17 protein-coding genes, 6 tRNA genes and 1 riboswitch are annotated in these 23,600 nt (G+C 36.4%); of the genes, 18 read left to right on the forward strand and 5 right to left on the reverse strand.

Going from position 1 to position 23,600, the window contains the following annotated elements:
• Positions 1 to 93: 93 nt before the first annotated feature.
• Together H3R21_RS00005 and H3R21_RS00010 are read left to right on the forward strand one after the other, a co-directional pair.
• Positions 94 to 166 (forward strand) — tRNA-Asn (locus H3R21_RS00005).
• A 6-nt stretch (positions 167 to 172) separates the two neighbouring features.
• A tRNA-Ser gene (locus tag H3R21_RS00010) sits at positions 173 to 262 on the forward strand.
• Between the two features lie 73 nt (positions 263 to 335).
• On the opposite strand, the gene H3R21_RS00015 is transcribed toward H3R21_RS00010, so the two are convergent.
• Positions 336 to 650 (reverse strand): tyrosine-type recombinase/integrase, encoded by a 315-nt coding sequence (locus H3R21_RS00015; RefSeq protein WP_198183037.1) that lies wholly within the window; start codon positions 648 to 650, stop codon positions 336 to 338.
• A gap of 1,663 nt (positions 651 to 2,313) precedes the next feature.
• Between H3R21_RS00015 and H3R21_RS00020 the strand changes: the two genes are divergently transcribed.
• The 8 genes from H3R21_RS00020 to H3R21_RS00055 all read left to right on the forward strand — a co-directional run bounded on the left by H3R21_RS00020 (position 2,314) and on the right by H3R21_RS00055 (position 9,382).
• A tRNA-Val gene (locus H3R21_RS00020) sits at positions 2,314 to 2,386 on the forward strand.
• Positions 2,387 to 2,609: 223 nt separating this feature from the next.
• Positions 2,610 to 3,455, forward strand: coding sequence for a MurR/RpiR family transcriptional regulator (locus H3R21_RS00025; RefSeq protein ID WP_046307362.1), 846 nt, complete (start codon positions 2,610 to 2,612; stop codon positions 3,453 to 3,455).
• Entirely contained in the window at positions 3,452 to 4,876 is a 1,425-nt protein-coding gene (locus H3R21_RS00030; RefSeq protein WP_198182271.1) for a 6-phospho-beta-glucosidase, read from the forward strand. The genes H3R21_RS00025 and H3R21_RS00030 overlap by 4 nt, the downstream gene beginning before the upstream one ends.
• Entirely contained in the window at positions 4,873 to 6,165 is a 1,293-nt protein-coding gene (locus H3R21_RS00035) for a PTS sugar transporter subunit IIC (protein ID WP_198182272.1), read from the forward strand. Before H3R21_RS00030 ends, H3R21_RS00035 begins: the two co-directional genes overlap by 4 nt.
• Before the next feature lie 235 nt (positions 6,166 to 6,400).
• Positions 6,401 to 6,472 (forward strand) — tRNA-Glu (locus tag H3R21_RS00040).
• A 4-nt stretch (positions 6,473 to 6,476) separates the two neighbouring features.
• A tRNA-Val gene (locus H3R21_RS00045) sits at positions 6,477 to 6,549 on the forward strand.
• Between the two features lie 68 nt (positions 6,550 to 6,617).
• Positions 6,618 to 6,699, forward strand: a riboswitch (SMK box riboswitch).
• A complete protein-coding gene (metK, locus tag H3R21_RS00050; protein WP_198182273.1) occupies positions 6,697 to 7,896 on the forward strand; it encodes a methionine adenosyltransferase in 1,200 nt (399 codons plus the stop codon). (Overlaps the previous riboswitch by 3 nt.)
• Before the next feature lie 28 nt (positions 7,897 to 7,924).
• Positions 7,925 to 9,382 carry an MDR family MFS transporter gene (locus tag H3R21_RS00055; RefSeq protein WP_198182274.1) on the forward strand — a complete coding sequence of 486 codons (1,458 nt, stop codon included), beginning with the start codon at positions 7,925 to 7,927 and terminating at the stop codon, positions 9,380 to 9,382.
• 358 nt (positions 9,383 to 9,740) lie between these two features.
• On the opposite strand, the gene H3R21_RS00060 is transcribed toward H3R21_RS00055, so the two are convergent.
• A complete protein-coding gene (locus H3R21_RS00060; RefSeq protein WP_198182275.1) occupies positions 9,741 to 10,427 on the reverse strand; it encodes a phosphatase PAP2 family protein in 687 nt (228 codons plus the stop codon).
• Positions 10,428 to 10,686: 259 nt separating this feature from the next.
• Here H3R21_RS00060 and leuS point away from each other — a divergent pair, with 259 nt between their 5' ends.
• Both leuS and H3R21_RS00070 read left to right on the forward strand, forming a co-directional pair.
• A complete protein-coding gene (leuS, locus tag H3R21_RS00065; protein ID WP_198182276.1) occupies positions 10,687 to 13,101 on the forward strand; it encodes a leucine--tRNA ligase in 2,415 nt (804 codons plus the stop codon).
• A 95-nt stretch (positions 13,102 to 13,196) separates the two neighbouring features.
• Entirely contained in the window at positions 13,197 to 14,840 is a 1,644-nt protein-coding gene (locus H3R21_RS00070; protein ID WP_198182277.1) for a polysaccharide biosynthesis protein, read from the forward strand.
• Positions 14,841 to 15,014: 174 nt separating this feature from the next.
• On the opposite strand, the gene H3R21_RS00075 is transcribed toward H3R21_RS00070, so the two are convergent.
• The 3 genes from H3R21_RS00075 to H3R21_RS00085 all read right to left on the reverse strand — a co-directional run bounded on the left by H3R21_RS00075 (position 15,015) and on the right by H3R21_RS00085 (position 16,691).
• Complete coding sequence (locus tag H3R21_RS00075; protein ID WP_198182278.1) at positions 15,015 to 16,121, reverse strand: pyridoxal phosphate-dependent aminotransferase; 1,107 nt, start codon at positions 16,119 to 16,121, stop codon at positions 15,015 to 15,017.
• A 191-nt stretch (positions 16,122 to 16,312) separates the two neighbouring features.
• The gene (locus tag H3R21_RS00080; RefSeq protein ID WP_198182279.1) at positions 16,313 to 16,534 is read right to left on the reverse strand and encodes a PspC domain-containing protein; all 222 of its coding nucleotides are present in this window, start codon (positions 16,532 to 16,534) and stop codon (positions 16,313 to 16,315) included.
• A gap of 73 nt (positions 16,535 to 16,607) precedes the next feature.
• Positions 16,608 to 16,691 (reverse strand) — tRNA-Leu (locus tag H3R21_RS00085).
• Between the two features lie 93 nt (positions 16,692 to 16,784).
• Here H3R21_RS00085 and H3R21_RS00090 point away from each other — a divergent pair.
• From H3R21_RS00090 to H3R21_RS00115, 6 genes are all read left to right on the forward strand, one after another.
• Complete coding sequence (locus tag H3R21_RS00090) at positions 16,785 to 18,065, forward strand: serine hydrolase (RefSeq protein WP_370628082.1); 1,281 nt, start codon at positions 16,785 to 16,787, stop codon at positions 18,063 to 18,065.
• A gap of 1 nt (position 18,066) precedes the next feature.
• Positions 18,067 to 18,912: an NAD(P)H-hydrate dehydratase gene (locus H3R21_RS00095; protein WP_198182281.1), complete on the forward strand. Its 846-nt coding sequence runs from the start codon at positions 18,067 to 18,069 to the stop codon at positions 18,910 to 18,912.
• Positions 18,913 to 18,971: 59 nt separating this feature from the next.
• Positions 18,972 to 19,613, forward strand: coding sequence for a L,D-transpeptidase (locus tag H3R21_RS00100; protein WP_198182282.1), 642 nt, complete (start codon positions 18,972 to 18,974; stop codon positions 19,611 to 19,613).
• A gap of 261 nt (positions 19,614 to 19,874) precedes the next feature.
• Complete coding sequence (argS, locus tag H3R21_RS00105; RefSeq protein ID WP_198182283.1) at positions 19,875 to 21,560, forward strand: arginine--tRNA ligase; 1,686 nt, start codon at positions 19,875 to 19,877, stop codon at positions 21,558 to 21,560.
• A 99-nt stretch (positions 21,561 to 21,659) separates the two neighbouring features.
• Positions 21,660 to 22,574, forward strand: a complete 915-nt coding sequence (gene fba / locus H3R21_RS00110; RefSeq protein WP_109715677.1) for a class II fructose-1,6-bisphosphate aldolase — start codon at positions 21,660 to 21,662, stop codon at positions 22,572 to 22,574.
• A gap of 144 nt (positions 22,575 to 22,718) precedes the next feature.
• Positions 22,719 to 23,582 carry an aldo/keto reductase gene (locus tag H3R21_RS00115; RefSeq protein ID WP_232352273.1) on the forward strand — a complete coding sequence of 288 codons (864 nt, stop codon included), beginning with the start codon at positions 22,719 to 22,721 and terminating at the stop codon, positions 23,580 to 23,582.
• The last annotated feature ends 18 nt before the right edge of the window (positions 23,583 to 23,600 follow it).

The raw sequence follows: 23,600 nt of genomic DNA on the forward strand, positions 1-23,600 counted from the left end.
CATGCCGAACACAGCAGTTAAGCTTCTTCACGCCGAGAGTAGTTGGTGGGAGACTGCCTGCGAGGGTAGGACGCTGCCGTGCTTTTTTAATATTCCGGCTTAGCTCAGTTGGTAGAGCGCTTGACTGTTAATCAAGATGTCGTCAGTTCGAGTCTGACAGCCGGAGTATTTTGGAGTGTTGTCCGAGTGGCTTAAGGAGCATGATTGGAAATCATGTATATGGGTTAATCCTGTATCGAGAGTTCAAATCTCTCACACTCCGTATTTCGAATTAAGAAAGCTGTTAAACTAACGTTTAGCGGCTTTTTTTGTATAAAAAGTTCGAAAAAAATAAATTAAAGACCTAATTCGTTCATGAAATCTCGCACTCTGTTTTGTCCATCTTGAGTTGAGTGAGTGTAATGCTGAGTCATCGAAAAAGTTGCATGCCCCATCACTGCTGGAACATCTATCATATCTTCACCCTTGTTTAGAATAGCGTATGTATGTCTAAAATTGTGCACAGTAATATGTTTTTTTATTGTGGTTAGATATTTATATATTGACTTTAACCATGCTTGAGGTCTGGATAGATTTAAATATTTGCCTGATTCTTTATGGAAAATGATAGGACAAATTACTTCATTCTTTCTATGATATTCAAGTAAAATGCAGCCATATGATCAGTTAATACAGTAATCCGTTTTGAGTCAGCACTTTTGGAGATTGAACAAGAATTTTGTTTCCAACTCTGTTGGCAGATGTTTTATTTACATCGACAGGCTTTTTCTTAAAATTAATGTCTGACCAAAGCAATGCCAAAGCTTCTGATTTGCGTAACCTTGTAGTTGCAAGTAGCATAAAGTATATATATAAGAATGAAGGTTGCGTTCTTTAGCAACAGCCAAAAATTCTCTTAGAGTATAAGAATCATTTCTAAAGTGCTTTCTTTTTTTGTTTTATTAGGAATTATAACCATATTAAATGGTTTCTCTTCAGGTTTACTAAAACTGCTGATAGAAGAAAACGATAAATTTAATCAAAACTCCTTGGGCTAATAGCTTAATGGAATTTTATTAATTTAAATAGCTCTTTTTTTTAAAAAAAGAGCGTAGAAACGCAAACTAAGAATTCGACAGACACTACAAAGGTAGAGTCATAAAAGAACATTAAAAAAGATGCCAATACTGGGCAGGTGTATTGATCTTTTCTGTATACTCGATGGCCATAACTTCTTTTAATAATACTAAACAAAGTAATAGTAGTAATGGTTTGCAATAAAAAAATAGTCATTCAGTTGCTGTTGTTGAAGTCGCTGACGCCAGTAGTACTGATGAAAAAGATGATAGTAAAATTGATTCTCAAGAAGTTAAGTCTAATATCAATATGCTACTGAAGGGTGCTTCAAATGGTAATAAAAAATAAAGTACAGTAAAGATAGTATACAGGTCCAAGTTACCAACGATTTCTTTAATCTTTTAAATTATTAAGAGGATACTGTTGCTGAAAGAGTACAAGGTGTAGTCGGTGTTGGAATTTCAATGGTTGACAGCGACTACGAACTTAAAGATGACCACCAAGGATGTCACTTGAGTTTTTATTGTGGTATAAATCAACCAACTAATATATCTTTAATATCTTTTATTTAATAAAGTAGATATAACTATGGCCGTGTGTCCGTTGAAACCTAGATTGTCTCAGTAACTCAGTGGGAAAAAACTATAGCGACTTTGAAGTAATTCGAAAAAGTTCTTTTTTTACAGCATTTACTCAGATACACGGTTTTAATAATTGTTTGTTCGTTTATTAAGGGTAACAAAGCGGAAGGTATTTTTCATAGAGGCAAGAAAAGAGCTTCCAACAACTAAAGCGTGGTGAAAGCTCTTTTTATAACTAACTAAAATGATATCGTAATGTTCTTTTTAGTTAGTTGATTTATATATAACATGAAGTAATAAAGTATAAAGTAAAGTATATATGTAAGCTGACAAGTAATGCTACGCCAACTCACTATGAATTATAGCATTTGATTATTAGATGTTCAAATTAATTAGAAGAATTGTTCTTATTTATCTTAGTTATAAATAAGCTTTTTGGTATTAGCTGATTGCCCTTACGTTGAATTCTGAGGCGTATACGTTATTTATTTTGCTTGTCGACATATTTTTGAAAATAAATTAACTTCTCTTCCTATTTTTCTACCAAACATTTAAAGTACTATCTTGATTTTTTAATGAAGTGATTAAAAGTGAAATAGTTGTAAAAAAATATAGAATAAAAACCCTAGACATGATTTGCGCATTATGGTAAAGTTTTAAACGTAGTCGAGTGACCGGAGGATTAGCTCAGCTGGGAGAGCATCTGCCTTACAAGCAGGAGGTCACAGGTTCGAGCCCTGTATCCTCCATAAATGATACATATTTATAATAAAGAACGTTTTAACGACGTTCTTTTTTTGTTTTTAAAATTTACATTTTAATTTTTGGAATTTATTTTCAAAAATCGTCTCAAATTTGTTCCAATTTGGTACTTTACTCCAATAGTATTGATATCATTGAATTGGAAAGCGATTACAAGATATAATGGCGGTGTCGATTGAGTAATTGATCTTAGCGGCCGAAAGGAAAATTATGATATTAGACGAAATGCTTAAAAGTAGTAAATTGACCGGCCAAGAACGTGAAGTTCTAGATTTCATTAGTAATAATCCACAAAGAGTACTTGGAATGACAGTTCATGAGGTTGCAAAAGCAAGCTTTTCGAGTTCATCAACAGTAATTAGGCTTTGCCAAAAAGCAGGCGTTAGCGGTTTTACTGAGTTTAAATATAAATTAGCAACTGAATTGCCCACGATTATTGAATTAGATGATGATCTAAAGAGCAATGGCTTTAATGGCAGTGAGGCTTCAAGAGAAGTTTTAGATAGAATTGAAACTGTTCATCGAAACTCTCTGAAATATACCAAAAACATTTTTAATACAGAGTTACTTAATAGAGTAGCTAGTTTACTTAAAACTGCTGATAGAATTGAAATTTATGGTGATGGACTTAATTATCCGCTAGCTCAATTATTTTGTTTAAATTTTCAAGAAGTCGGTGTTGAAGCAGGAGCATATGATTCTTTGAATTTGATGCATGCGAAAGTATATCGAAATAGAAAAGTCAGACCCTTAGCCTTTATTTTGACCCATACTGGGAATAACGAGCATATGTATGGTATTGCTAAAAAACTGAAGGCTGAGGACTATAAAATTGTTGTTGTGTGCGATTCCGTTAAGCGCTCAATTTGTCGATTATGCGATGAAACAATGGTTATTAAGACTACTAAAAACACGTTGGAACTTAGTAATATTGTGTATATTTCATCGATTCAATACCTATTTGACGTGTTGATGTCATTGAAAATGCTCAATAATTACTCTGAAGTAAGTGAGACTTCAGATGAGGTTGAGAAGATTAAGGAAAGACAAAATTGATTAATAAAGACTTTTTATGGGGCGGTGCAGTAGCCGCTAACCAATATGAAGGAGCTTGGGATACAGGAGGCAAAGGAATTAGTGTAACTGATGTTATGACTAAAGGTGATGTAAATACGCCTAGAAAAATAACAGCAGGGGTTTTACCAAATGAAGAGTATCCCAATCATTTTGGCATTGATTTTTATCATCATTACAAAGAAGAAATAAAACTTTTTGCAGAGATGGGATTTAAATGTTTCAGACTAAGTATTGCTTGGTCAAGAATTTTCCCACATGGTGACGAGGAAAAGCCAAATGAAGAAGGATTAGCATTTTACGACAATGTTTTTGATGAATGCTTGAAATACGGCATTCAACCTGTTGTTACGCTATCGCATTTTGAAATGCCATATTATTTGGCTGACCATTATGGTGGATGGCGTGATCGTAGGGTAATTGATTTCTTTTTACGATATGCAAAGGTTTGCTTTGAACGCTATCACGAAAAAGTAAAATATTGGATGACTTTCAATGAAATTAATAATTTGATTGATACAGATAATCCATTCAATGCATGGACTGGTGCTGGTGTTTTATATAAGGAAGATGAGAACCCAGAGCAGACAATGTATCAAATTAGTCATTATCAGTTTGTAGCAAGTTCTCTGGCCGTTCAAGAAGCTAAGAAAATTGATTCAAAACTTCAGATAGGCTGTATGCTTCATTTAGGGCCCCTATATCCTGCAAGTTGTAAACCACTTGATCAAATTGCAAGTCTTAAAGCAATGGACAGGCGCTTCTTCTTTAGTGATGTTCAGATCAGGGGTACTTATCCTTCATATACAAAAAAACTGTGGGAACGTAAAAATGTTAAATTAGACATCACACAAGAAGATTTGGCTAATTTAAAAAAAGGAACTGTCGATTTTCTAGGCTTTAGTTACTATAAGTCGACTATTGCAGAATATAATGCTCAGGCTGATTTTTTGGAAAAGCCTAATCCTTATGTTTCTAAAAGTGACTGGGGTTGGGCCATTGATCCGGTCGGACTGCGATATATTTTAAATGTTGCTTATGAGCGATATCAGAAACCATTGTTTATCGTCGAAAATGGTTTTGGTGCTTATGACAAGTTAGAAAATGGCTCTGTTAATGATGATTATCGAATAAATTATCTTCAAAGCCATGTTGTTCAAATGTTGAAAGCTATCGAACTTGATGGTGTTGATGTAATTGGCTATACCCCATGGGCAGCAATCGATATTATCAGTGCTTCAACTGGTGAGATAGAAAAACGCTACGGCTTTATTTATGTCAATTTAGATGAAGTAAAGCAAGGTACTGCAGGCGTCTACCGTAAACAATCATTTGAATGGTACAAAAATATTATAAAAACTAATGGTGAGTGTCTAAAAGATCAAGTGAGGGTAGAGAAATGAAAAAGTTCATTAACGATAAATTAGTACCAATGGTTATGAAATTTACCAATACTAAGATTATTAGCGCACTAAAAGATGGAATGATGTTTGTATTACCATTTCTAATTGTTGGCTCGCTGTTCATGCTCTTAGCAAACATACCAATACCAGCAGTCGCAAATGCGATTACTAAGAGTGGTTGGGCTGATGTTTTTAACCAAATATACCAATCTTCATTTTCATTGATGGCAATTTTTGCCGTAGTAGGTATTGCATATACTTATATTAAAAATGAAAAAGTTGATTCACCTTTTTCAGGTAGTTTAGCTGCACTCGGTGCGTTCATTATGCTATTGCCATCTGAAATTAAGCCTAAAGGTGGAGAACTTATTACAAATGTTATTTCAAAAAATTGGACTGCGGGTCAAGGGATGATCTGCGCGATTATCGTTGGTTTACTAAGTGGTTTTATTTATAGTTACTGTGTTAAAAAAGATTGGCAAATCAAACTACCTGCTGGTGTTCCACCAGCTGTAGCAAATTCTTTTATGGCACTAATTCCAACTGCAGCAGTTTTAGTTGTTGCTGGAGCAATCTGTGCAATCTTTAAATTTGTAGCTCAAACTAGTTTTGCAGAAATAATTTACTCAGCAATTCAAACGCCACTTCAAGGAATCACTGATTCTCTTGGTGGAGTAGTAATTATGACAATCGTAATGTCATTACTATGGTGGTGTGGTGTTCACGGTGGAGCAATTTGTGGCGCTATTCTGACACCAATTTTGCAGTCTAACATGTCTGATAACCAATCAATTTTGGATGCAGGGAAAAAACTAACAGTTGCTAATGGTGGACACATTTTCACCCAACAGTTTTGGGACAATTATCTGTGTATGACAGGTGCAGGAATTGTAATGGGTCTTGTCATCTACATAACATTTTTCTCAAAGTCCTCCGCTTTAAAAGAACTTGGAAAACTGTCGTTAGTCCCAAACATTTTTAATATTAATGAGCCAGTTATTTTCGGCGTTCCGATTGTAATGAACTTATACTTATTAGTTCCATTTGTGGTTTTTCCAACTTGTGTTGGAATCATTAGTTACTTACTGATGCAATGGGGAATTTTGCCACTGTTTTCTGGCGTGATGGTTCCGTGGACAACGCCACCAATTATTTCAGGATTTTTAATTGGAGGATGGCGAACCGCTTTATGGCAATTTGTTATTATCATTCTTTCAATGATTGTGTATTGGCCATTCATTAAAAAGTATGATCAATTTTTGCTAAAGCAGCAAAACGCAACGAAATAAATAAAGAGGATTAGTATCTTGAAGTACTAATCCTTTTTTGGTAGAATAACAAACGTTGTTGATCAAAGTAGCTGCTATTGCTGTAATTAACGTGTGTATTGAGTAAAAGCTATTCTTGTTGTTGCTCTAATAGGCTTTAGCAGGAGTTTTCAAACAAATTTACTTTTTTTGATTTTTTTACTTGCAAATCATTTTTTATCTAGTATACTATTGAATGTACTTTGATTCAGAACCTGACCCGTTGGTCAAGTGGTTAAGACATCGCCCTTTCACGGCGGTAACATGGGTTCAAATCCCGTACGGGTCACTTTGGAGGATTAGCTCAGCTGGGAGAGCATCTGCCTTACAAGCAGGAGGTCACAGGTTCGAGCCCTGTATCCTCCATCGTTCGATGACTACCGAATACACGGTAGTCTTTTTTTTACAAAAAAAAGAACGAATATAATTATATTTATCGGTTCAAGTCCTGAGAGGATCCAATATTTGGAGATGCCTTGTAACCGAATAGCTGACGTCTATAGGGGGACTAATATGGAAAAACGTTTATTTACTTCAGAATCTGTTTCTGAAGGGCACCCAGATAAAGTGGCTGATCAAATATCAGACGCAATTTTGGATGCAATTATTGCCAAGGATCCACAAGCTCACGTAGCTTGTGAGACGGTGGTAAATACGGGAATTGTTTATGTCTTTGGTGAAATATCAACTAGTGCATATGTTGATATTCAGAGCATTGTTAGAAAAACAGTTCTACGAATTGGTTATGACCGTTCGGAACTTGGTTTTGATGGCAATAACTGTGCTGTTTTAGTAGGGATTGATGAGCAATCACCTGATATTGCACAGGGAGTTGATCACTCGCTTGAGACGCGTGAAAACAAGTCTGATGATGACAACTTTGATCAAATTGGGGCTGGAGACCAAGGCTTGATGTTTGGCTTTGCAGTTAATGAAACGCCAGAACTCATGCCGTTGCCAATTTCTTTAGCTCATCGCTTAATGCGCCAAGTTGCAAAATTGCGTAAAGACGGCGAATTAACGTGGCTCAGACCTGATGCTAAAGCACAAGTAACAGTTGAATATGATGAAAATCAAAAACCTAAACGTGTTGATACAGTCGTAATTTCAACTCAAACAGATGATCAAGTAGCCAACGAAGAAATTCGCCAGGCGATGATTGAGCTAGTAATTAAAAAAGTAATTCCAGCAGAATTTCTTGATGAAGACACTAAATTTTTAATTAATCCATCTGGCCGTTTTGTAATAGGTGGACCAAAAGGTGATTCAGGTTTAACTGGACGCAAGATTATTGTTGATACTTATGGTGGTTATGCTCGTCATGGAGGCGGTGCCTTTTCAGGAAAGGATCCGACAAAGGTTGACCGTAGTGCCAGCTACGCTGCTCGTTATGTTGCTAAAAATATTGTTGCAGCAGGTTTAGCAGATCGCTGTGAAGTCCAACTTGCATATGCGATTGGGGTCGCACATCCTGTTTCAGTAATGATTGATACCGCAAATACCGGTAAGGTAAGTGATGAATTGTTGACAAGTGCTGTACGACAAATCTTTGACCTTCGTCCTGCGGGTATCATCCAAATGCTTGATTTAAGACGACCAATATATGAGCAAACGGCTGCCTATGGTCACTTTGGTCGAACTGACGTTGATTTACCATGGGAGAGAACCGATAAAGTTCAAGAATTACTTGACTTTGTTAATAAAAATAAATAAATTTTAAAAATTTGAAGGAGTTGTAATTGTGAAAAAGACAAATGTACCTGTAGTTACACTTGCGATTTTTATGACAACGTTTATGACAGCGATTGAAGGCACAATCGTTTCCACAGCGATGCCAACCATTGTTTCGGATCTAAATGGATTAGAAATCATGAATTGGGTTGTTTCAATCTTTCTGTTCATGACGGCTGTTTCAACTCCTTTATATGGAAAATTAGCTGACAGCATTGGTCGGAAGCCTATCTTTTTATTCGGGATAGCCTTATTTGTAATCGGTTCGGCACTTTGTGGCCAAGCTCACAATATGATTGAGTTAATTCTTTTCCGTGTGATTCAGGGACTTGGTTCGGGAGCTGTTCAGCCAGTAGCAATGACCATTATTGCCGATATGTATACTCTGGAAAAAAGAACTAAAATGCTGGGGCTTAACTCCGGTTTTTGGGGTGTAGCTTCTGTTATTGCACCACTTTTAGGTGGGTTTATTGTTCAGAATCTTTCTTGGCATTGGGTCTTCTACATCAATGTTCCAATAGGATTAATAGCTTTTTTATTAGTCGTGTTCTTTTTAAGCGAACCGAAAGATAAGCAAAAGTCTAAACTTGATGTTAAAGGCACATTTTGGCTGGTCGTCCTGCTCTTGACAGTAATGTTTACTTTGCAAGAATTGAGTTCGCTCAGCGGCTTAATATTAGCAGCTTTAGTAGCTTTAATTGTTGTTAGTGCAATTATGTTCTACCGCGAGGAAAAACGCGCAGAAGACCCAATAATGCCGCTGACGATGCTTAAGGGTAGAGAGTTCCTTGCTGTCAATATGATTACCTTGTTTGTATCAGGTGTTGTTATCGGCTTTGAATTCTATATTCCGACTTGGATGCAGGGAATTAAAGGCACTACAGCTACCATTGCTGGATTTGCAGTAACGCCAAGTTCAGTTATGTGGGTAATTGGTTCATTTTTAATCGGCGGAATGCTAAGTAAATGGGGTGTCCGTAAAACATTCTTTGGAATGTTAACCCTATTGTTGATAGCAGACGCTATGCTTTTGATTGTTCCAATGCACGCACCATTTTGGCTGTTTTGCATTATTGCAGCTATGAACGGCTTTGGTTTTGGTTCTATTATGACCGCAGCGCAAGTTCGCTCACAAGTTTTAGTTGATCAAGACCATGTTGGTGTTGCAACATCGTTTAATACCTTAATGCGCTATTTAGGACAAACTATGATGGTTTCAATTTACGGTATTACTTTCAATACGATTGTAGCAAGTGAACTTGCCAAGCATCCAAATCTAACTCAGGCAATGATGAACAAGATTGTTTCTTCTATCAAAGCTAAAGAGTTGGCGGCTAACTTGATTCCACAATTGCGTCAAGTACTGTTTAGTGCGTTAAAGGGCGTTTATGTGGTTTCCTTGATAGCAATTATTCTTTCAATTGTGTTCAACTGTATTTATAAAAAGCAACAAGAAATAGTTGATTAAAATAAATATCGACTAAAAACCTGCTGATAACTAATCAGCAGGTTTTTTATTTATAAACTTTTCTGTATAGTAGAAAAATTGGTTTCTAAAAGCATAATAGATGATATCAACAAAATTACAGATAGGAGGTATAGAATAAAAGACAAATTACTAATTAACGTTCTTTAGATGGTAGAGAGAAAAAGGCTAGAAATAACCTGCTTTTTCGGCGTGGTCAATTTGCTTGCTTAAAGCAATCAAACAAGCATTTTTCTGCTTAATTTCTTGTCTAAAAACAGCCCAGCCAATTTTGCCTACAAAAAAAGCTCAAACTATTAAAAGCTCAAACTATTAAAAGTTTGAACTTTTTGATTTTAAACTAAATTTTTTCTTGTACTCGCGTTTCCAAATAATAGTGATATAAGAAGGAGTAACCAATTAATAAAAAGGCAATTCCTTCTAAGAAACCACCAACTACGTCTGATGGATAATGAACATGATTGAAAATTCTAGTATAACCAATTAGAAATGGGAAGCACAGCCAAACGATGCATACGACTGTTTTAGCGGCTTTATTTTTAATTAGTAAAATAGTTAAGACAATTAGAATGCCAAATAATGTTGCACTACCAACGGAGTGACCTGATGGAAAACTATATCCATGTGCATCAACAAGATGATGCACTGAAGGACGCTGTCTAGCAATTGCATGCTTAATGATCCAATTATATCCATTGGCCGCAATCATAGTTCCAGCAGTAAAAAATGCATAAGCATATTTTTTAAAAATTCCGAGAATCACTACCAAAATGATTGTTTCAATCATGATAACACTCGTATTACCGAGATTAGTAAAAGTAGTGGCAAATTTGATAATTGCAGGATTGTTATTACAAATTGTCCCAATTAAAGCAGTATCAAACTGATGGATGAATTGACTGTCAGCTGAAACTAATATTGCCCATACCGCGTACAACATTAAAAAAATCGTCGCGGGTATGATGGTATCTCTTTTTGAATGAATTGTCGTATCCAAATGACTTTCTCCCCTTGTTTTTTTTAGCATTTGTGGTAAATTATAATCATTATTGAACAAAAAATAAAGGTTAGGAAATAGTAGCGATTTTATTTTTCTATAGAGAAAAGTCGGTTGGTGCAAGACTCGAAAAATATATTGTGAACTGAGCCTAGATGAAATCTTTCGTTGGCTAGCCGCGTTAAGGAGCGTTTGAGTGTCATGCAAAAATGTATGAAACTTAGGTGGTACCGCGATTATTCGTCCTATGAAATTAATTTCATAGGACTTTTTTTATGAGGTAAAATTTATGTACAATCACAAAGTTGTAGAGAAAAAATGGCAAGAATATTGGGCAAAAAACCACACATTTAAAACGGGTAATGATCCTAAAAAGAAAAATTACTACGTTTTAGATATGTTTCCTTTCCCATCTGGTAAGGGACTCCATGTAGGTCACCCAGAAGGCTATACTGCTACTGATATTGTGGCGCGGATGAAGCGTAGTGAGGGCTACAATGTTCTTCACCCAATGGGCTGGGATGCATTTGGACTGCCAACTGAGCAATATGCACTTCAAACTGGTCAAGACCCTGCAGTAGTAACCAAAGAAAATATTGCTAATTTTAAACGGCAGCTTAACACATTGGGTTTTTCTTATGATTGGGATCGTGAAGTTTCTACCAGTGATCCTAAGTATTACAAGTGGACTCAATGGACTTTTGAGCAAATGTATAAAAATGGTCTTGCTTATGAAGCCGAAGTTCCAGTCAATTGGTCACCAGATTTAGGTACAGTTGTAGCCAATGAGGACATTGTTGATGGTAAAACAGAACGTGGTGGTTACCCAATTTACCGTCGCAACATGAAGCAATGGATGCTTAGAATTACCAAATACGCAGATCGTCTGCTTGCTGGACTTGATAATCTTGACTGGCCAGAAAACGTTAAAGAAATGCAACGTAATTGGATTGGCCGTTCAGTAGGTGCTCAGATTACCTTTAAGATAAAGGATTCGGATGAAACTTTTGATGTCTTTAGTACTCGTCCTGATACTTTATTTGGTGCTACCTATGCCGTATTGGCTCCTGAAAACAAGTTAGTTCAAAAGATTACGACTGACGGGCATAAAGAAGAAGTTGACGCATACATTAAGCAAATTGAATCCAAGTCAGACTTGGAAAGAACCGATTTAAATAAAACTAAATCAGGTGTCTTTACTGGAGCTTATGCAATTAACCCAGTTAATAATCAAAAAATTCCAATTTGGATTGCTGATTATGTTCTTGGTAGTTACGGAACTGGTGCTGTTATGGCTGTGCCGGCTCACGACACGCGTGATTACGAGTTTGCGCAAAAATTTGATTTGCCAATCAAGGCTGTTATCAAGGGTGGCGACATCAGTAAAGAAGCATTTACAGAAGATGGTCCACATATTGATTCTGACTTTTTGAACGGCTTGAATATTGAAGAAGCCAAGAAGAAAATTGTTGATTGGCTTGAAGAACATAACGCTGGTAAGAAGAAGGTTAATTACAAACTTCGTGATTGGGAATTTAGTCGTCAACGCTACTGGGGTGAACCAATTCCAGTTATTCATTGGGAAGATGGCGAAACTACTTTAGTTCCTGAAGATGAATTGCCACTAGTTTTACCTCACGCTACAGACATTAAGCCATCAGGCACCCCAGAAAGTCCACTGGTTAACCTTAAAGATTGGGTTAATGTGGTAGACAAAAATGGTCGTAAAGGAAAACGTGAGACCAACACAATGCCTAACTGGGCAGGTTCATCGTGGTACTTCTTACGCTACATTGATCCACATAATGACAATAAGCTTGCAGACTACGAATTGCTCAAGCAATGGATGCCAGTAGACTTGTACATCGGTGGTGCTGAACATGCAGTTCGTCACTTATTATATGCAAGATTTTGGAATATGGTTCTATACGACTTAGGCGTTGTACCGAATGAGGAACCATTCCAAAGGCTATATAATCAAGGCTTAATTCTTAAAGACCATGACAAGATGTCAAAATCAAAGGGCAATGTTGTTAACCCTGACGATGTTATTGAGGAGTATGGTGCCGATAGTCTGAGAATGTATGAAATGTTCATGGGTCCTCTAGATGCTTCAATTGATTGGGATGACAACGGTCCTGCATCAACTAAGAAATTCTTAGATAGAATTTGGCGTCTTTTTGTAAATGACTTAGATCTGAAGGCAATTCCTCAAGAAAACGTTGTTGAAGAAAATGACGGTACATTGGACAAGGTTTATAACGAAACGGTCAAGAAGGTAACTGAGGACTTTGATGCCTTACACTTTAACACTGCAATTTCTCAATTAATGGTCTTCATTAATGCAGCACAAAAGGCAAAAACAATTCCAAGAGAATATGCAGAAGGCTTTATGACCTTAATTGCACCAATTGCACCACACATGATGGAAGAGATTTGGCAAATTTATGGTCATGATGAGTCAATTACTTTTGCTAAATGGCCAACTTATGATCCAAGTAAACTGGTTGAATCAACAGTTGAAATTATGGTTCAAGTCAACGGAAAATTACGTGGTAACTTTGATGCGCCAAAAGATGCTGACAAGGACGACTTAGAGAAACAAGCTCTGGCTTTACCGCATGTACAGAAATTTTTAGACGGTAAGGAAGTCAAAAAAGTTATTATTGTTCCGAATAAAATTGTCAATATTGTTGCCAAATAAACTTAATTTTTCCTAAAGTGCAAAGTAGATTTGTTGTTAATTGCCTTTTTTCAGTCAAAATAGGATAGTTAGTAAAATAAATTTAGGGAAAATTAATGAGAGAAAATAATTTGAAAGAACAAAATACGCAAGATACCTTTGTTAAAGGCAGTGCGTGGATGACTTTTGGTTCGATTACCTCACGTTTATTGGGCGCCCTCTACATTATTCCATGGTTTATTTGGATGTCACCGTATGGCAACATTGCCAACGCTTTAACGGCTCGAAGTTACAATATTTACAGTATCTTTATTTTGATTTCGACTGCCGGCATTCCAGGTGCAGTGGCCAAACAAGTGGCAAAATATAATGCATTGAATGAGTATGGGGTAGGACAAAAATTATTCCGTAGAGGATTAGTTTTGATGGTTGTTTTGGGCGTAATCTCAGCTGCAATCATGTACTTTGCTTCACCACTACTTGCCTCAAATGGATCTCGTAGTGATCCACGGCAGGTTGCTGTAATGCGTAGCTTATCGTATGCCATTTTGATTATTCCTGTACTAAGTATTATGCGAGGGTATTTTCAAGGCTATTCTGATATGATGCCTTCAGCCATGTCACAGTTTGTTGAACAATTGGCACGAGTAATCTGGATGTTACTCACCGCATACATCATTATGCAAGTACAACATGGTAATTTTGTTGATGCGGTTGTTCAGTCAAACTTGGCTGCTGCAATTGGGGCAGCTTTTGGGATTTTAGTGCTAGCTTGGTTCTTGTTTTCTAGACGTAAGGAATTGAATTATTTAGTTGATAATTCAAATAATGAAATTCAGGTTTCCACTGCTTCACTTTTTCGCGAGATAATTGAACAAGCAATCCCATTTATCATTATCGATGCTGGGATTCAGTTGTTCTACTTAGTCGATCAATACACTTTCCATCCAATGATAGCAAGTGTAGTTAAAGCAAGCTATAACACAATTGAAACTTGGTATGCACTTTTTGCTCTTAATGCAAATAAGTTGATTATGATTATTGTGTCATTGGCAAGTGCAATGGCTGTTACAGCTATTCCATTATTGTCTGCGGCACACGCAAAACATGACTTTAAAGGAATTTCTGACCAAATAAGTAATACATTAGACTTATTTTTGTTTGTGATGATTCCTGCCGCTTTTGGAATGGCAGCTATTGCAACACCAATTTATACAGTTTTTTATGGTTTTGATCAATTAGGATCGAATATCTTATATTTGTCGGCCTTTACCTCGATTACCTTGGGACTTTTTACGGTATTAATGGCCATTTTACAAGGACTGTCTGAAAATGGACTAGCAATTAAATATTTAGTTTTAGGCCTAGTCATTAAGATGATAGTTCAGTATCCAATGGTTTACTTGTTTAAAGTGTATGGGCCATTAATTGCTACTAATTTAGGGATGCTAGTAATTATCTTTATGTCATTTAAGCATCTCGAGGTGGAGTTTAACTTCAATAAGAGTAGAACAAGTCGTCGCTTTATCGGGATTACATTTTTCTCGATAATCATGTTCTTATTGGTATTAGCAGTGGAACATGGCTTAGAGATCTTCTTAAGTCCAGCTAAACGTGCTTCAGCATTAATAATTGTTTTTGTTGCTGTAATTGTTGGTGGTATCTTCTACGCACTGGTTGCAATCAAATCGCATTTAGCGCAGAAAATACTTGGGGATAAAATTATTCCAATTTTAGAAAAATTACACATTAAGATATAAAAACGATATTGCTAATTGCAGCAATATCGTTTTTTTGACTTATTCAAGCTAAAAATAATATATTAGCTTGCTGCCCCTGCCAAGGAACTTCATTTTAGCAATTGCTTGTTAAAGTTGCAATGCTGTCTCATCTAACTAGTAGTAAGTAGGTTAATTGTAAAACTTAGCAAGATTTTATTGCTTAAAGTTTAAAGTATAATCAACACAATCAATAATTTTCTGGACACCTTTATGCAAGTCATCGTTAGTTGCAGACAAAGAAATTCTAAAGTATCTATTTGAGTAATCAAATTCATCTCCAGGTGCTACTAAAACGTGGAAGTGCTCTTCCAAGAGTGTATAAAATAAAGCTGGCTTCTTGATTTCATCTGTCACTTTGACGAATAGATATAGGCCACCATTATAAGTGCAGGAATTAAAGTAGTTACTTGAACGGAATAATTGAGCAACTGATTTACCTTTTTGTTCAATATCCTTTAAATGTTGTTGATACTGGGAAGTGTTATCTAATACGATTTCACCAATATATTGGCTAATGGTTGGCGGGCTGAAGGTAATCCCTTCATTATAAAAAGCATTTTGGTCAATGATTTTCTTAGGAGCGATTACGTAACCTAATCTGATACCAGGCATCGCAAAATTTTTTGAAAAACTGCTTACTAGAACCTGATGAGAAATATCTGTAGATGTTGGTTTGTAGGGATGTGTGCTTGGATAATCACTGTAAACATGGTCATCGATGATAAAAATATTCTTTTCTAGAGCAAGTTCATTTAAAAAATTACGTTCTTGATCTGACAGTCCGACACCAGTTGGATTATTTGGATAATTAATAATAATTGCTTTAGTTTTTTCACTTACACAGTCCTGAATTTGCTTAATTGGCAATGCAAAATCTGGAGCAATTGATTTGACTACAACTGGTGTTCCGTTAGCTCCCTTAATTAAGTTTATATAGGAAGGAAAATACGGTGCAATAATAATTACTTCATCGTCTTTCGATGTGATAATTGACTTTAAGGCTAAAAATGCGCCGTGCAAACAAGATACAGTAATTTGAATATTTTCCGTAGTAATATTTTTAATACCGTAAGTATCTCGATAGTGAGAAATAATTTTTTCTCTAAGAAGGGGTAGACCAAGACCGGGTGTATAACCGTTACCGTCTGTTTGAACTTTTTTCGTAAGTTTTTCGATAACTGTCGGTTCTACACCAGAGCGAAAATCACCTATGGTGAAATCAATGTAGTCTGGGGGCAAAATGTTAACGTCTAAGCTCATGTTTTAACCTTTCATTGCATTAAGAATTTATTAAATAATATTCCATAATTGCAAAAGCGTCAAACTGGTTGGGTAATTAAATTCAGATAGTGCGTTCTCTATGGTAGACAATGAAAAAGCTTCAAGTAAAAGCTAACTGCAGTTTACTTGAAGCACTTCTAAATTTTTAAAATGGAATTGTAGTTGGAATATTATAGTTTATGAAAATCGCCCTCTGGAGTATCAGAGTGCTTTGGTTTGTCAGGCATCACGATTGCAGCAGCAATATATGCAATCAAACCAAAGCCAGTGCAACAAATTAGAATTGTTCCACCGATTCTAGTCCAAGCTTTGTCCCAACCAAAATATTCAGCAATTCCACCAAAAACACCTGTTAAAATTTTATCTCTTGATTTAGTTAAATGTTTCTGCATGACAAACCCTCCTCACTTAACTAAATTTTAATACAAAAAAAGCTAATCAACAATGATTAGCTTCTCAAATTAGTGCCCCGAAAAAGATTCGAACTTTCACTTAGTTACCTAAACAGCGACCTGAACGCTGCGCGTCTGCCAATTCCGCCATCGGGGCCTTATTCAATCTAGTAATAATGATACCAAAAATTTGATAGAATGTAATCATAAAACTAAAAATATCCAAAAAAGATATTGGAAGGTGATCTCCATTTTGAAACGAAAAATTTCCCAGCTTTTAGTGGTACTTGTTACCATAGTCACATTATTATTACCGACACAGACCATATCGGCTCAGGCAATACCGGACAATTACAGACAAGAACAATTGGATTTAGATGTAAAGTCTGCTCTTGCCATTGATAGTAGCACAGGTCAGCTTTTATATGGTAAAAATATTAACGAGCCACTCCCAATTGCCTCAATGACGAAACTTATAACAGCCTATCTAACATTGAAGGCAATTGATGATAAAAAAATCACTTGGAATACTGAAGTTCAACCAACTGAGCAAATTGTCAAGGTGGCGAATAATAGACTTTTTTCCAATGTGCCATTAAAACTGAATTATTCTTATACAATTAAGCAGTTGTATCAAGCCACTTTAATTGAATCGGCAAACGGTGCAGCGATGTTATTAGCTCAAGCTATTAGTGGCTCACAAAAAGCCTTTGTAAAGCAAATGCGTTTGCAAGTAGAGCAATGGGGCATAAAAGATGCCAAGCTATATACTGCTTGTGGCTTGCCCAACAAAAGTGTAGGGAGTGACGCTTATCCTGGAGCTGAAAAAAATGCAGAAAATCTAATGTCGGCTAAAGATATGGCCCTAGTTGGTCAGCATTTACTAAATGAGTATCCAGAAATAATTGAGACAACTAGAATTGCCCATTTGGATTTCGTAGATCAAGCTACCAAAACACCAATGACAAATTTTAATTGGATGCTTAAGGGGTTATCGCAACATAGTTCCAATTTCAACATTGATGGTCTGAAGACAGGTACAACTGATGCAGCGGGTGCGTGTTTTATTGGCACTGCGAAGCATCAGGGAGCGAGGGTTATCACTGTTGTTATGGGGGCTAAACACCTAAATAGTGCTGATCCAGCTCGATTTGAACAAACCAAGAAATTATTATCGTTTGTTTATCAAAAGTATCAACCAATTAAATTGAATAAGGACCAAGCAATTATTGGTTCAACTAATGTTAATGTGCATAATGGAAAAAGTAAGCAGGTTAATATTAGTTTAAAGAAGCAAGCAATTATTTGGCGACCTGTTGATGAAACATTTTCGGTTGGTCTAACTAAAAAAACAGTAGAAGCCCCAATCACTAAGGGTCAAACAGTCAGTTCATATTATTTCAAGTCAGGTAATTCAAAACTATTTTCGCTAAAGCAGCCAAACGGCATCATGCTTCCAGCTCAAGCGCAAACGTCAACTGATAGAGTAAATATCTTTATTCGCTTCTGGCACTGGCTATTTGGAGGATAAAATGACAAAAGTAACAGAAAAGATTTTAACAAAAGTAATTTCAAAGAGAAAAAGTGCTAGTCATAAAGGCGATTATGGCAGGGTTTTGCTAATTGGTGGTAGCGAAAACTATGGTGGAGCGATTATCATGGCTACTGAAGGAGTACTAAAAAGTGGTGCAGGCCTGGTAGCTGTGGCTTGTCACTCGATTAATTTAAATGCACTTCATGCCCGCGATCCAGAAGCAATGTACATCGATTGGCGTAGCAGCGACTTGGCAGAACTAGTTCCAAAAGTAGATGTTATTATTTGTGGACCAGGGATGGGTACTAATGAGTTTGGTAAAAAAATACTGATGATGTTATGCCAAAAAATTACAAGTAAGCAAACATTGATTTTAGATGCCAGTGCGCTTGATTTAATTGCAACTAATCATGAACTAATTCCACAAGCTGCTGGCTTAGTGATCCTCACCCCGCATCAAATGGAGTGGCAACGCGTCAGCCAGCTCAGAATACCTTATCAAACTGATAGTGCCAATCTTTCTACTCTTGTTAATCTTTTTCCTAATAAAAATGGCATTTTGGTTTTGAAATCAAATCATACTCACATTTATGATTCAAACGGAAATATTTATGAAAATACTACTGGTAATCCAGGAATGGCAGTAGGAGGCATGGGAGATACCTTAGCTGGAATAATAGGTGGATTTGTAGCTCAGTTTGGTAGCAACATTGATTCAGTTTTAGCAGCAGTTTACTTGCATTCACTGGCTGGAGATATCATTGCAAAAAGAGATTATGTTGTTCAACCAACTAAAATCAGTGCACTTTTGCCTAAATTAATGAAAGAATTTGAAGATCAATAAGTTTATTTTGTAAAAGATTGTAAAATAGACCTGAGAGCTTCCTAAGGAGGTCGGTTAACATGAAAGACAACTTATTAAAACCGCTCGCTACTTTTTTTATACTTTTGATTTGTGCGATTAGTTTGGCGCGCGTTTCAATGCCTCCAACACAAGAAAAGGCAAATTTGCCTCAAAAACAAAGTACGGCAACTAAGACTGCAGCTTCTTATCGTCCTTATAAAGACCCTAAAACTTTAAATGTGCCAATCAATTGGCGTAAACCAAGTCAAAGCATACCCTATCCCAAAGTTAAACGTCTTGAAAATGATTTAACGATTCGTGTCTCCTTAAAAGGGAATCGCGTTTATATTTTACGTGACAATCATGTTGTATACACAATGGTTTCAAGTGCAGGAAAGTATCACAATGGCAAGTCATATACGCCGACTGGTACATTTAAGATTCAGAATAATCGTGGGGCGTCCTTTTACAATCCTAAATTAAATGAAGGCGCGAATTATTGGACAAGCTTTGACACTGACAATGTCTATTTATTTCATTCTGTTCCCGTCAAAACCAATGGCAAGTACAATAAAAAAGAAGCAAAAAAAATGGGTATTAAGCCCTCATCACACGGTTGTATTAGATTAAGTGTGCCTGATGCATATTGGATAATGAAGCATGTACCGGCAAACACCGAAGTTATAATCAAAAACAATTAAAACGGTTGGCTTTGACAGTTTTTCCTGTTATAATCTGTTTTTGTAAGGTGTTAGGAGTAGTAAGTATCTTTTCCATTTTTAGCGAGTTCACGTTGGTGTAAGGTGAACTGGAAAAATAGCCGAAGGCGTGCCTAACGATATAAAAAGATAACAAATTAAATAAGCGGATACTTAGTGTCAATTAGAGTGGTACCGCGGGTAAAAACTCGTCTCTTCCTTTTAAGTAAGGAGGAGACTTTTTGTTTGATTTTGGAGGTAACGATGGACTTTAAAAATAAAGTAGTTGATTTGGTTTCAAGCCAAGTTGATCTACCAAAAGATAAGATTAGTCAGTTAATCGAACGGCCTAAAAATGAAAAAATGGGTGATTATGCTTTTCCTGCTTTCGTCTTGGCAAAAACAATGCATAAAAATCCAGCAGAAATTGCAAAAGAAATCGCAGCTAATTTGACTAGTGCTGACTTTGCAAATATTCAGGCAGTTGGCCCTTATGTCAATTTTGCAATTGACCATGAAAAGCTAATCAGTCAAACTCTTGATGAGGTGCTAAGTGAAAAAGAACACTATGGTGACCAGAAGTTAGGTGAAGGTAATGTTCCTATCGACATGTCGAGTCCTAATATTGCAAAACCAATGTCAATGGGCCATCTGCGTTCAACTGTGATTGGTAATTCAATTGCAGAAACAATGAAAAAGGTTGGTTACACACCAATCAAAATCAATTATCTTGGTGATTATGGTACTCAATTTGGTAAATTGATTTATGCATACAAGCGCTGGGGCAATGAAGAAGACGTCAAAAAAGACCCTATCATGAACTTGTTTAAGTACTATGTTAAATTCCATGAAGAAGCCGAAAGAGATCCTAAATTGGATGATGAAGGACGTGCTTGGTTTAAGAAGCTGGAAGACGGTGATCCTGAAGCAGTCGAATTATGGCAATGGTTCCGTGAGGTTTCTTTAGCTGACTTTAAGCGGATCTATAAAGAATTAGGCGTAGATTTTGATTCTTATAAAGGTGAAGCCTTTTTCAATGACAAAATGCAGCCTGTTATTGATGAATTGAAGGAAAAGGGCTTGTTGCACGAATCTCGCGGAGCCCAAGTTGTTGATATGGGTGAAGATGAAAACCCAGCTTTAATTGTTAAATCTGATGGTAGTAGTATTTATTTAACAAGAGATTTGGCAGCCGCAATTTATCGGATGAACACTTACCATTTTGTAAAAATGCTATATGTTGTTGGGAATGAGCAAGCACAACATTTCGTAGAATTAAAAACTGTTCTTAAGAAAATGGGTTATGACTGGGCAGATCGAGTCCATCATGTTCCATTTGGCTTAATCACACAAAATGGCAAAAAGCTTTCTACTAGAAAGGGTAATGTTGTTTTCCTTGATCAAGTTTTAGGGGATGCAGTTGACCTTGCGCGGAAGCAAATTGATCAAAAGAATCCTAACTTGGCTAATAAGGAACAAGTTGCGCATGATGTAGGTGTTGGTGCAGTTATTTTCCACGATTTGAAAAATGATCGAATTGAAAACTTTGATTTTGACTTGGATGAAGTTGTTCGTTTTGAAGGTGACACTGGTCCATACGTTCAATACACCAATGCGCGTGCTCAAAGTGTTTTACGCAAAGCCGCGAAGATGGGTCAAGAACCTAGCCTTTCAAATAATAGTCTCAATGATGATTGGTCATTTAGCGTTGCTAAGGCTCTAGCTGATTTTCCTAGAATCATTGCACGTAGTAGTGACAAGTTTGAACCTTCTGTAATTGCTAAATATGCTTTAGATGTTGCGAAAAAGTTTAACAAGTACTACGCTAATGTTAAAATTTTGACTGAAGATGAGCAGATTAATAGTCGTTTAGCCTTGGTTGAAGCCACTTCAATTGTTTTAACTGAAGCATTAAGATTATTAGGTGTAAATGCACCAAAAGAAATGTAATTTTTTTGCAAAAATAGCGTTTACATTGATTAAAAGATTGCTCATCACTTCATTATTACGGTACAATGTGACTGTAAGATTAATAGGAGGTAATTATTAATGGCATATTTAGATAATGGTAACCAAATCTTTAAAGATGCGCGTGAAAACCATTATGCAGTAGGTGCTTATAACACTAACAATTTGGAATGGACTCGTGCAATTTTGCAAGCTGCTGAGGAAACTAGAACCCCAGTTTTAATCCAAGTTTCAATGGGTGCTGCTAAGTACATGGGTGGTTACAAGGTTGCTAAGGATATTGTTGAAGACTCAATGGATTCAATGAATATCTCAGTTCCAGTTGTTTTGAACTTGGACCATGGTGATTTTGAAGCTGCTAAGGAATGTATTGCACTTGGCTACTCATCAGTTATGTTTGATGGTCATGCTTTGTCAACTGAAGAAAACTTAGCTAAGACCAAGGAAATCGTTAAGTTGGCTCACGAACGCGGCATTTCAGTTGAAGCTGAAATCGGTAAGATTGGTGAAAACCAAGGTTCCGAAGGTGGAGAACTTGCTTCTGTTGAAGACGCAAAGGCATTTGCTGCTGCTGGTGTTGACAAGCTTGCTTGTGGTATCGGTAACATCCACGGTGTTTACCCTGCCGACTGGAAGGGTCTTAACTTTGACCGTCTAAAGGAAATTGCTGATGCTGTTTCAGTTCCACTTGTATTACACGGTGGTTCAGGAATTCCTGAAGAACAAGTTAAGAAGGCTATTTCACTTGGTATTTCAAAGGTTAACATTAACACTGAATTCCAATTAGCATTCCAAGAAGCTACTCGTAAGTACTTCGAAGCTCACAAGGATGAAGACAAGGACAACAAGGGTTACGATCCTCGTAAGCTTCTTCTTCCTGGTACTGAAGCAATCACTGACTCAATGAAGGAAATGATTACTTGGTTAGGTACTCCATCAATCGACGACAAGATTAAGTCAGTTGCATTTGATAAGAGCTCATTAAACTTAGAATAATCTAAAAAGCAAAAAGTCAGTTTAAAACTGGCTTTTTTTGTACTTCAAAAAGCTAGTTCTCTAATTTTTAAATGAGTGGAAAAATTCTTGACTTAAAGTGGACTTTAAGAACTATACTCAAGAAAAACATATGGGAGGACAATTATGATTTTTGATGAAACATTTACACTTACTAATGGAGTAAAAATCCCTAAATTAGCTTTGGGAACTTGGGAAATTCCAGACGATGAAGTGGCTTCACCTGTAGCAGCCGCTTTAAAGATGGGATACCGTCATATCGATACCGCACAGGCTTATCATAATGAAAAAGGGGTTGGTCAAGGAATAAGAGAATCTGGCATTCAACGTGACCAAATTTTTGTTAATTCAAAAGTTGAGGCTGAAATCAAAAACTATCAAGAGGCGAAAAAGTCAATTGATGAAACTCTCACACGGATGGAACTTGATTACTTAGATATGATGATCATTCATAATCCACAACCTTGGCGAGAAGTAAATCAATCTTCTGATCGTCATTTTGAAGGAAACTTAGAAACCTGGCGTGCTTTAGAGGATGCAATGAAGGAGGGTAAATTAAGAGCTATTGGTGTTTCAAGCTTTGAACCAGAGGATTTGCAAAATCTGATTGCTAACAGTGATACTAAACCAATGGTAAATCAAATTTTATGTCATATTGGGGCAACTCCTAAGAAACTAATCGATTTTTGCCAAAAAAATGATATTGTGGTTGAATCATTTTCTCCAGTTGCACACGGAGAAGCAATGAATAACTCAACAATTAAAAAAGTTGCAGATAAATATGATGTTTCCGTTGCTCAATTGTGTATTCGCTACGATTGGCAATTAAACACTGTAGTTCTACCTAAAGCAAAAAATCCAGATCACATGAAGCAGGATGCAGAGCTGAATTTTGAAATAAGCGCTGAAGATATGTCTACTTTGGAAAATATTACTAGCTTTGATTACGGTTCTGCTGGACATTTTCCAGTATTTGGTGGCAAAATGTAAAACAAGAATCTAAATTTT

The organism is Lactobacillus sp. W8172 (assembly GCF_016102055.1).
Classification (GTDB): Bacteria; Bacillota; Bacilli; order Lactobacillales; family Lactobacillaceae; genus Lactobacillus; species Lactobacillus apis_A.

Coding starts and splice junctions, on each gene's coding strand:
- H3R21_RS00025 (WP_046307362.1), top strand. CDS start 2,610: ATGATATTAGACGAAATGCTTAAAAGTAGTAAATTGACCGGCCAAGAA.
- H3R21_RS00035 (WP_198182272.1), top strand. CDS start 4,873: ATGAAAAAGTTCATTAACGATAAATTAGTACCAATGGTTATGAAATTT.
- metK (WP_198182273.1), top strand. CDS start 6,697: ATGGAAAAACGTTTATTTACTTCAGAATCTGTTTCTGAAGGGCACCCA.
- H3R21_RS00060 (WP_198182275.1), bottom strand. CDS start 10,427: ATGCTAAAAAAAACAAGGGGAGAAAGTCATTTGGATACGACAATTCAT.
- leuS (WP_198182276.1), top strand. CDS start 10,687: ATGTACAATCACAAAGTTGTAGAGAAAAAATGGCAAGAATATTGGGCA.
- H3R21_RS00070 (WP_198182277.1), top strand. CDS start 13,197: ATGAGAGAAAATAATTTGAAAGAACAAAATACGCAAGATACCTTTGTT.
- H3R21_RS00075 (WP_198182278.1), bottom strand. CDS start 16,121: ATGAGCTTAGACGTTAACATTTTGCCCCCAGACTACATTGATTTCACC.
- H3R21_RS00080 (WP_198182279.1), bottom strand. CDS start 16,534: ATGCAGAAACATTTAACTAAATCAAGAGATAAAATTTTAACAGGTGTT.
- H3R21_RS00095 (WP_198182281.1), top strand. CDS start 18,067: ATGACAAAAGTAACAGAAAAGATTTTAACAAAAGTAATTTCAAAGAGA.
- H3R21_RS00100 (WP_198182282.1), top strand. CDS start 18,972: ATGAAAGACAACTTATTAAAACCGCTCGCTACTTTTTTTATACTTTTG.
- argS (WP_198182283.1), top strand. CDS start 19,875: ATGGACTTTAAAAATAAAGTAGTTGATTTGGTTTCAAGCCAAGTTGAT.
- fba (WP_109715677.1), top strand. CDS start 21,660: ATGGCATATTTAGATAATGGTAACCAAATCTTTAAAGATGCGCGTGAA.
- H3R21_RS00115 (WP_232352273.1), top strand. CDS start 22,719: ATGATTTTTGATGAAACATTTACACTTACTAATGGAGTAAAAATCCCT.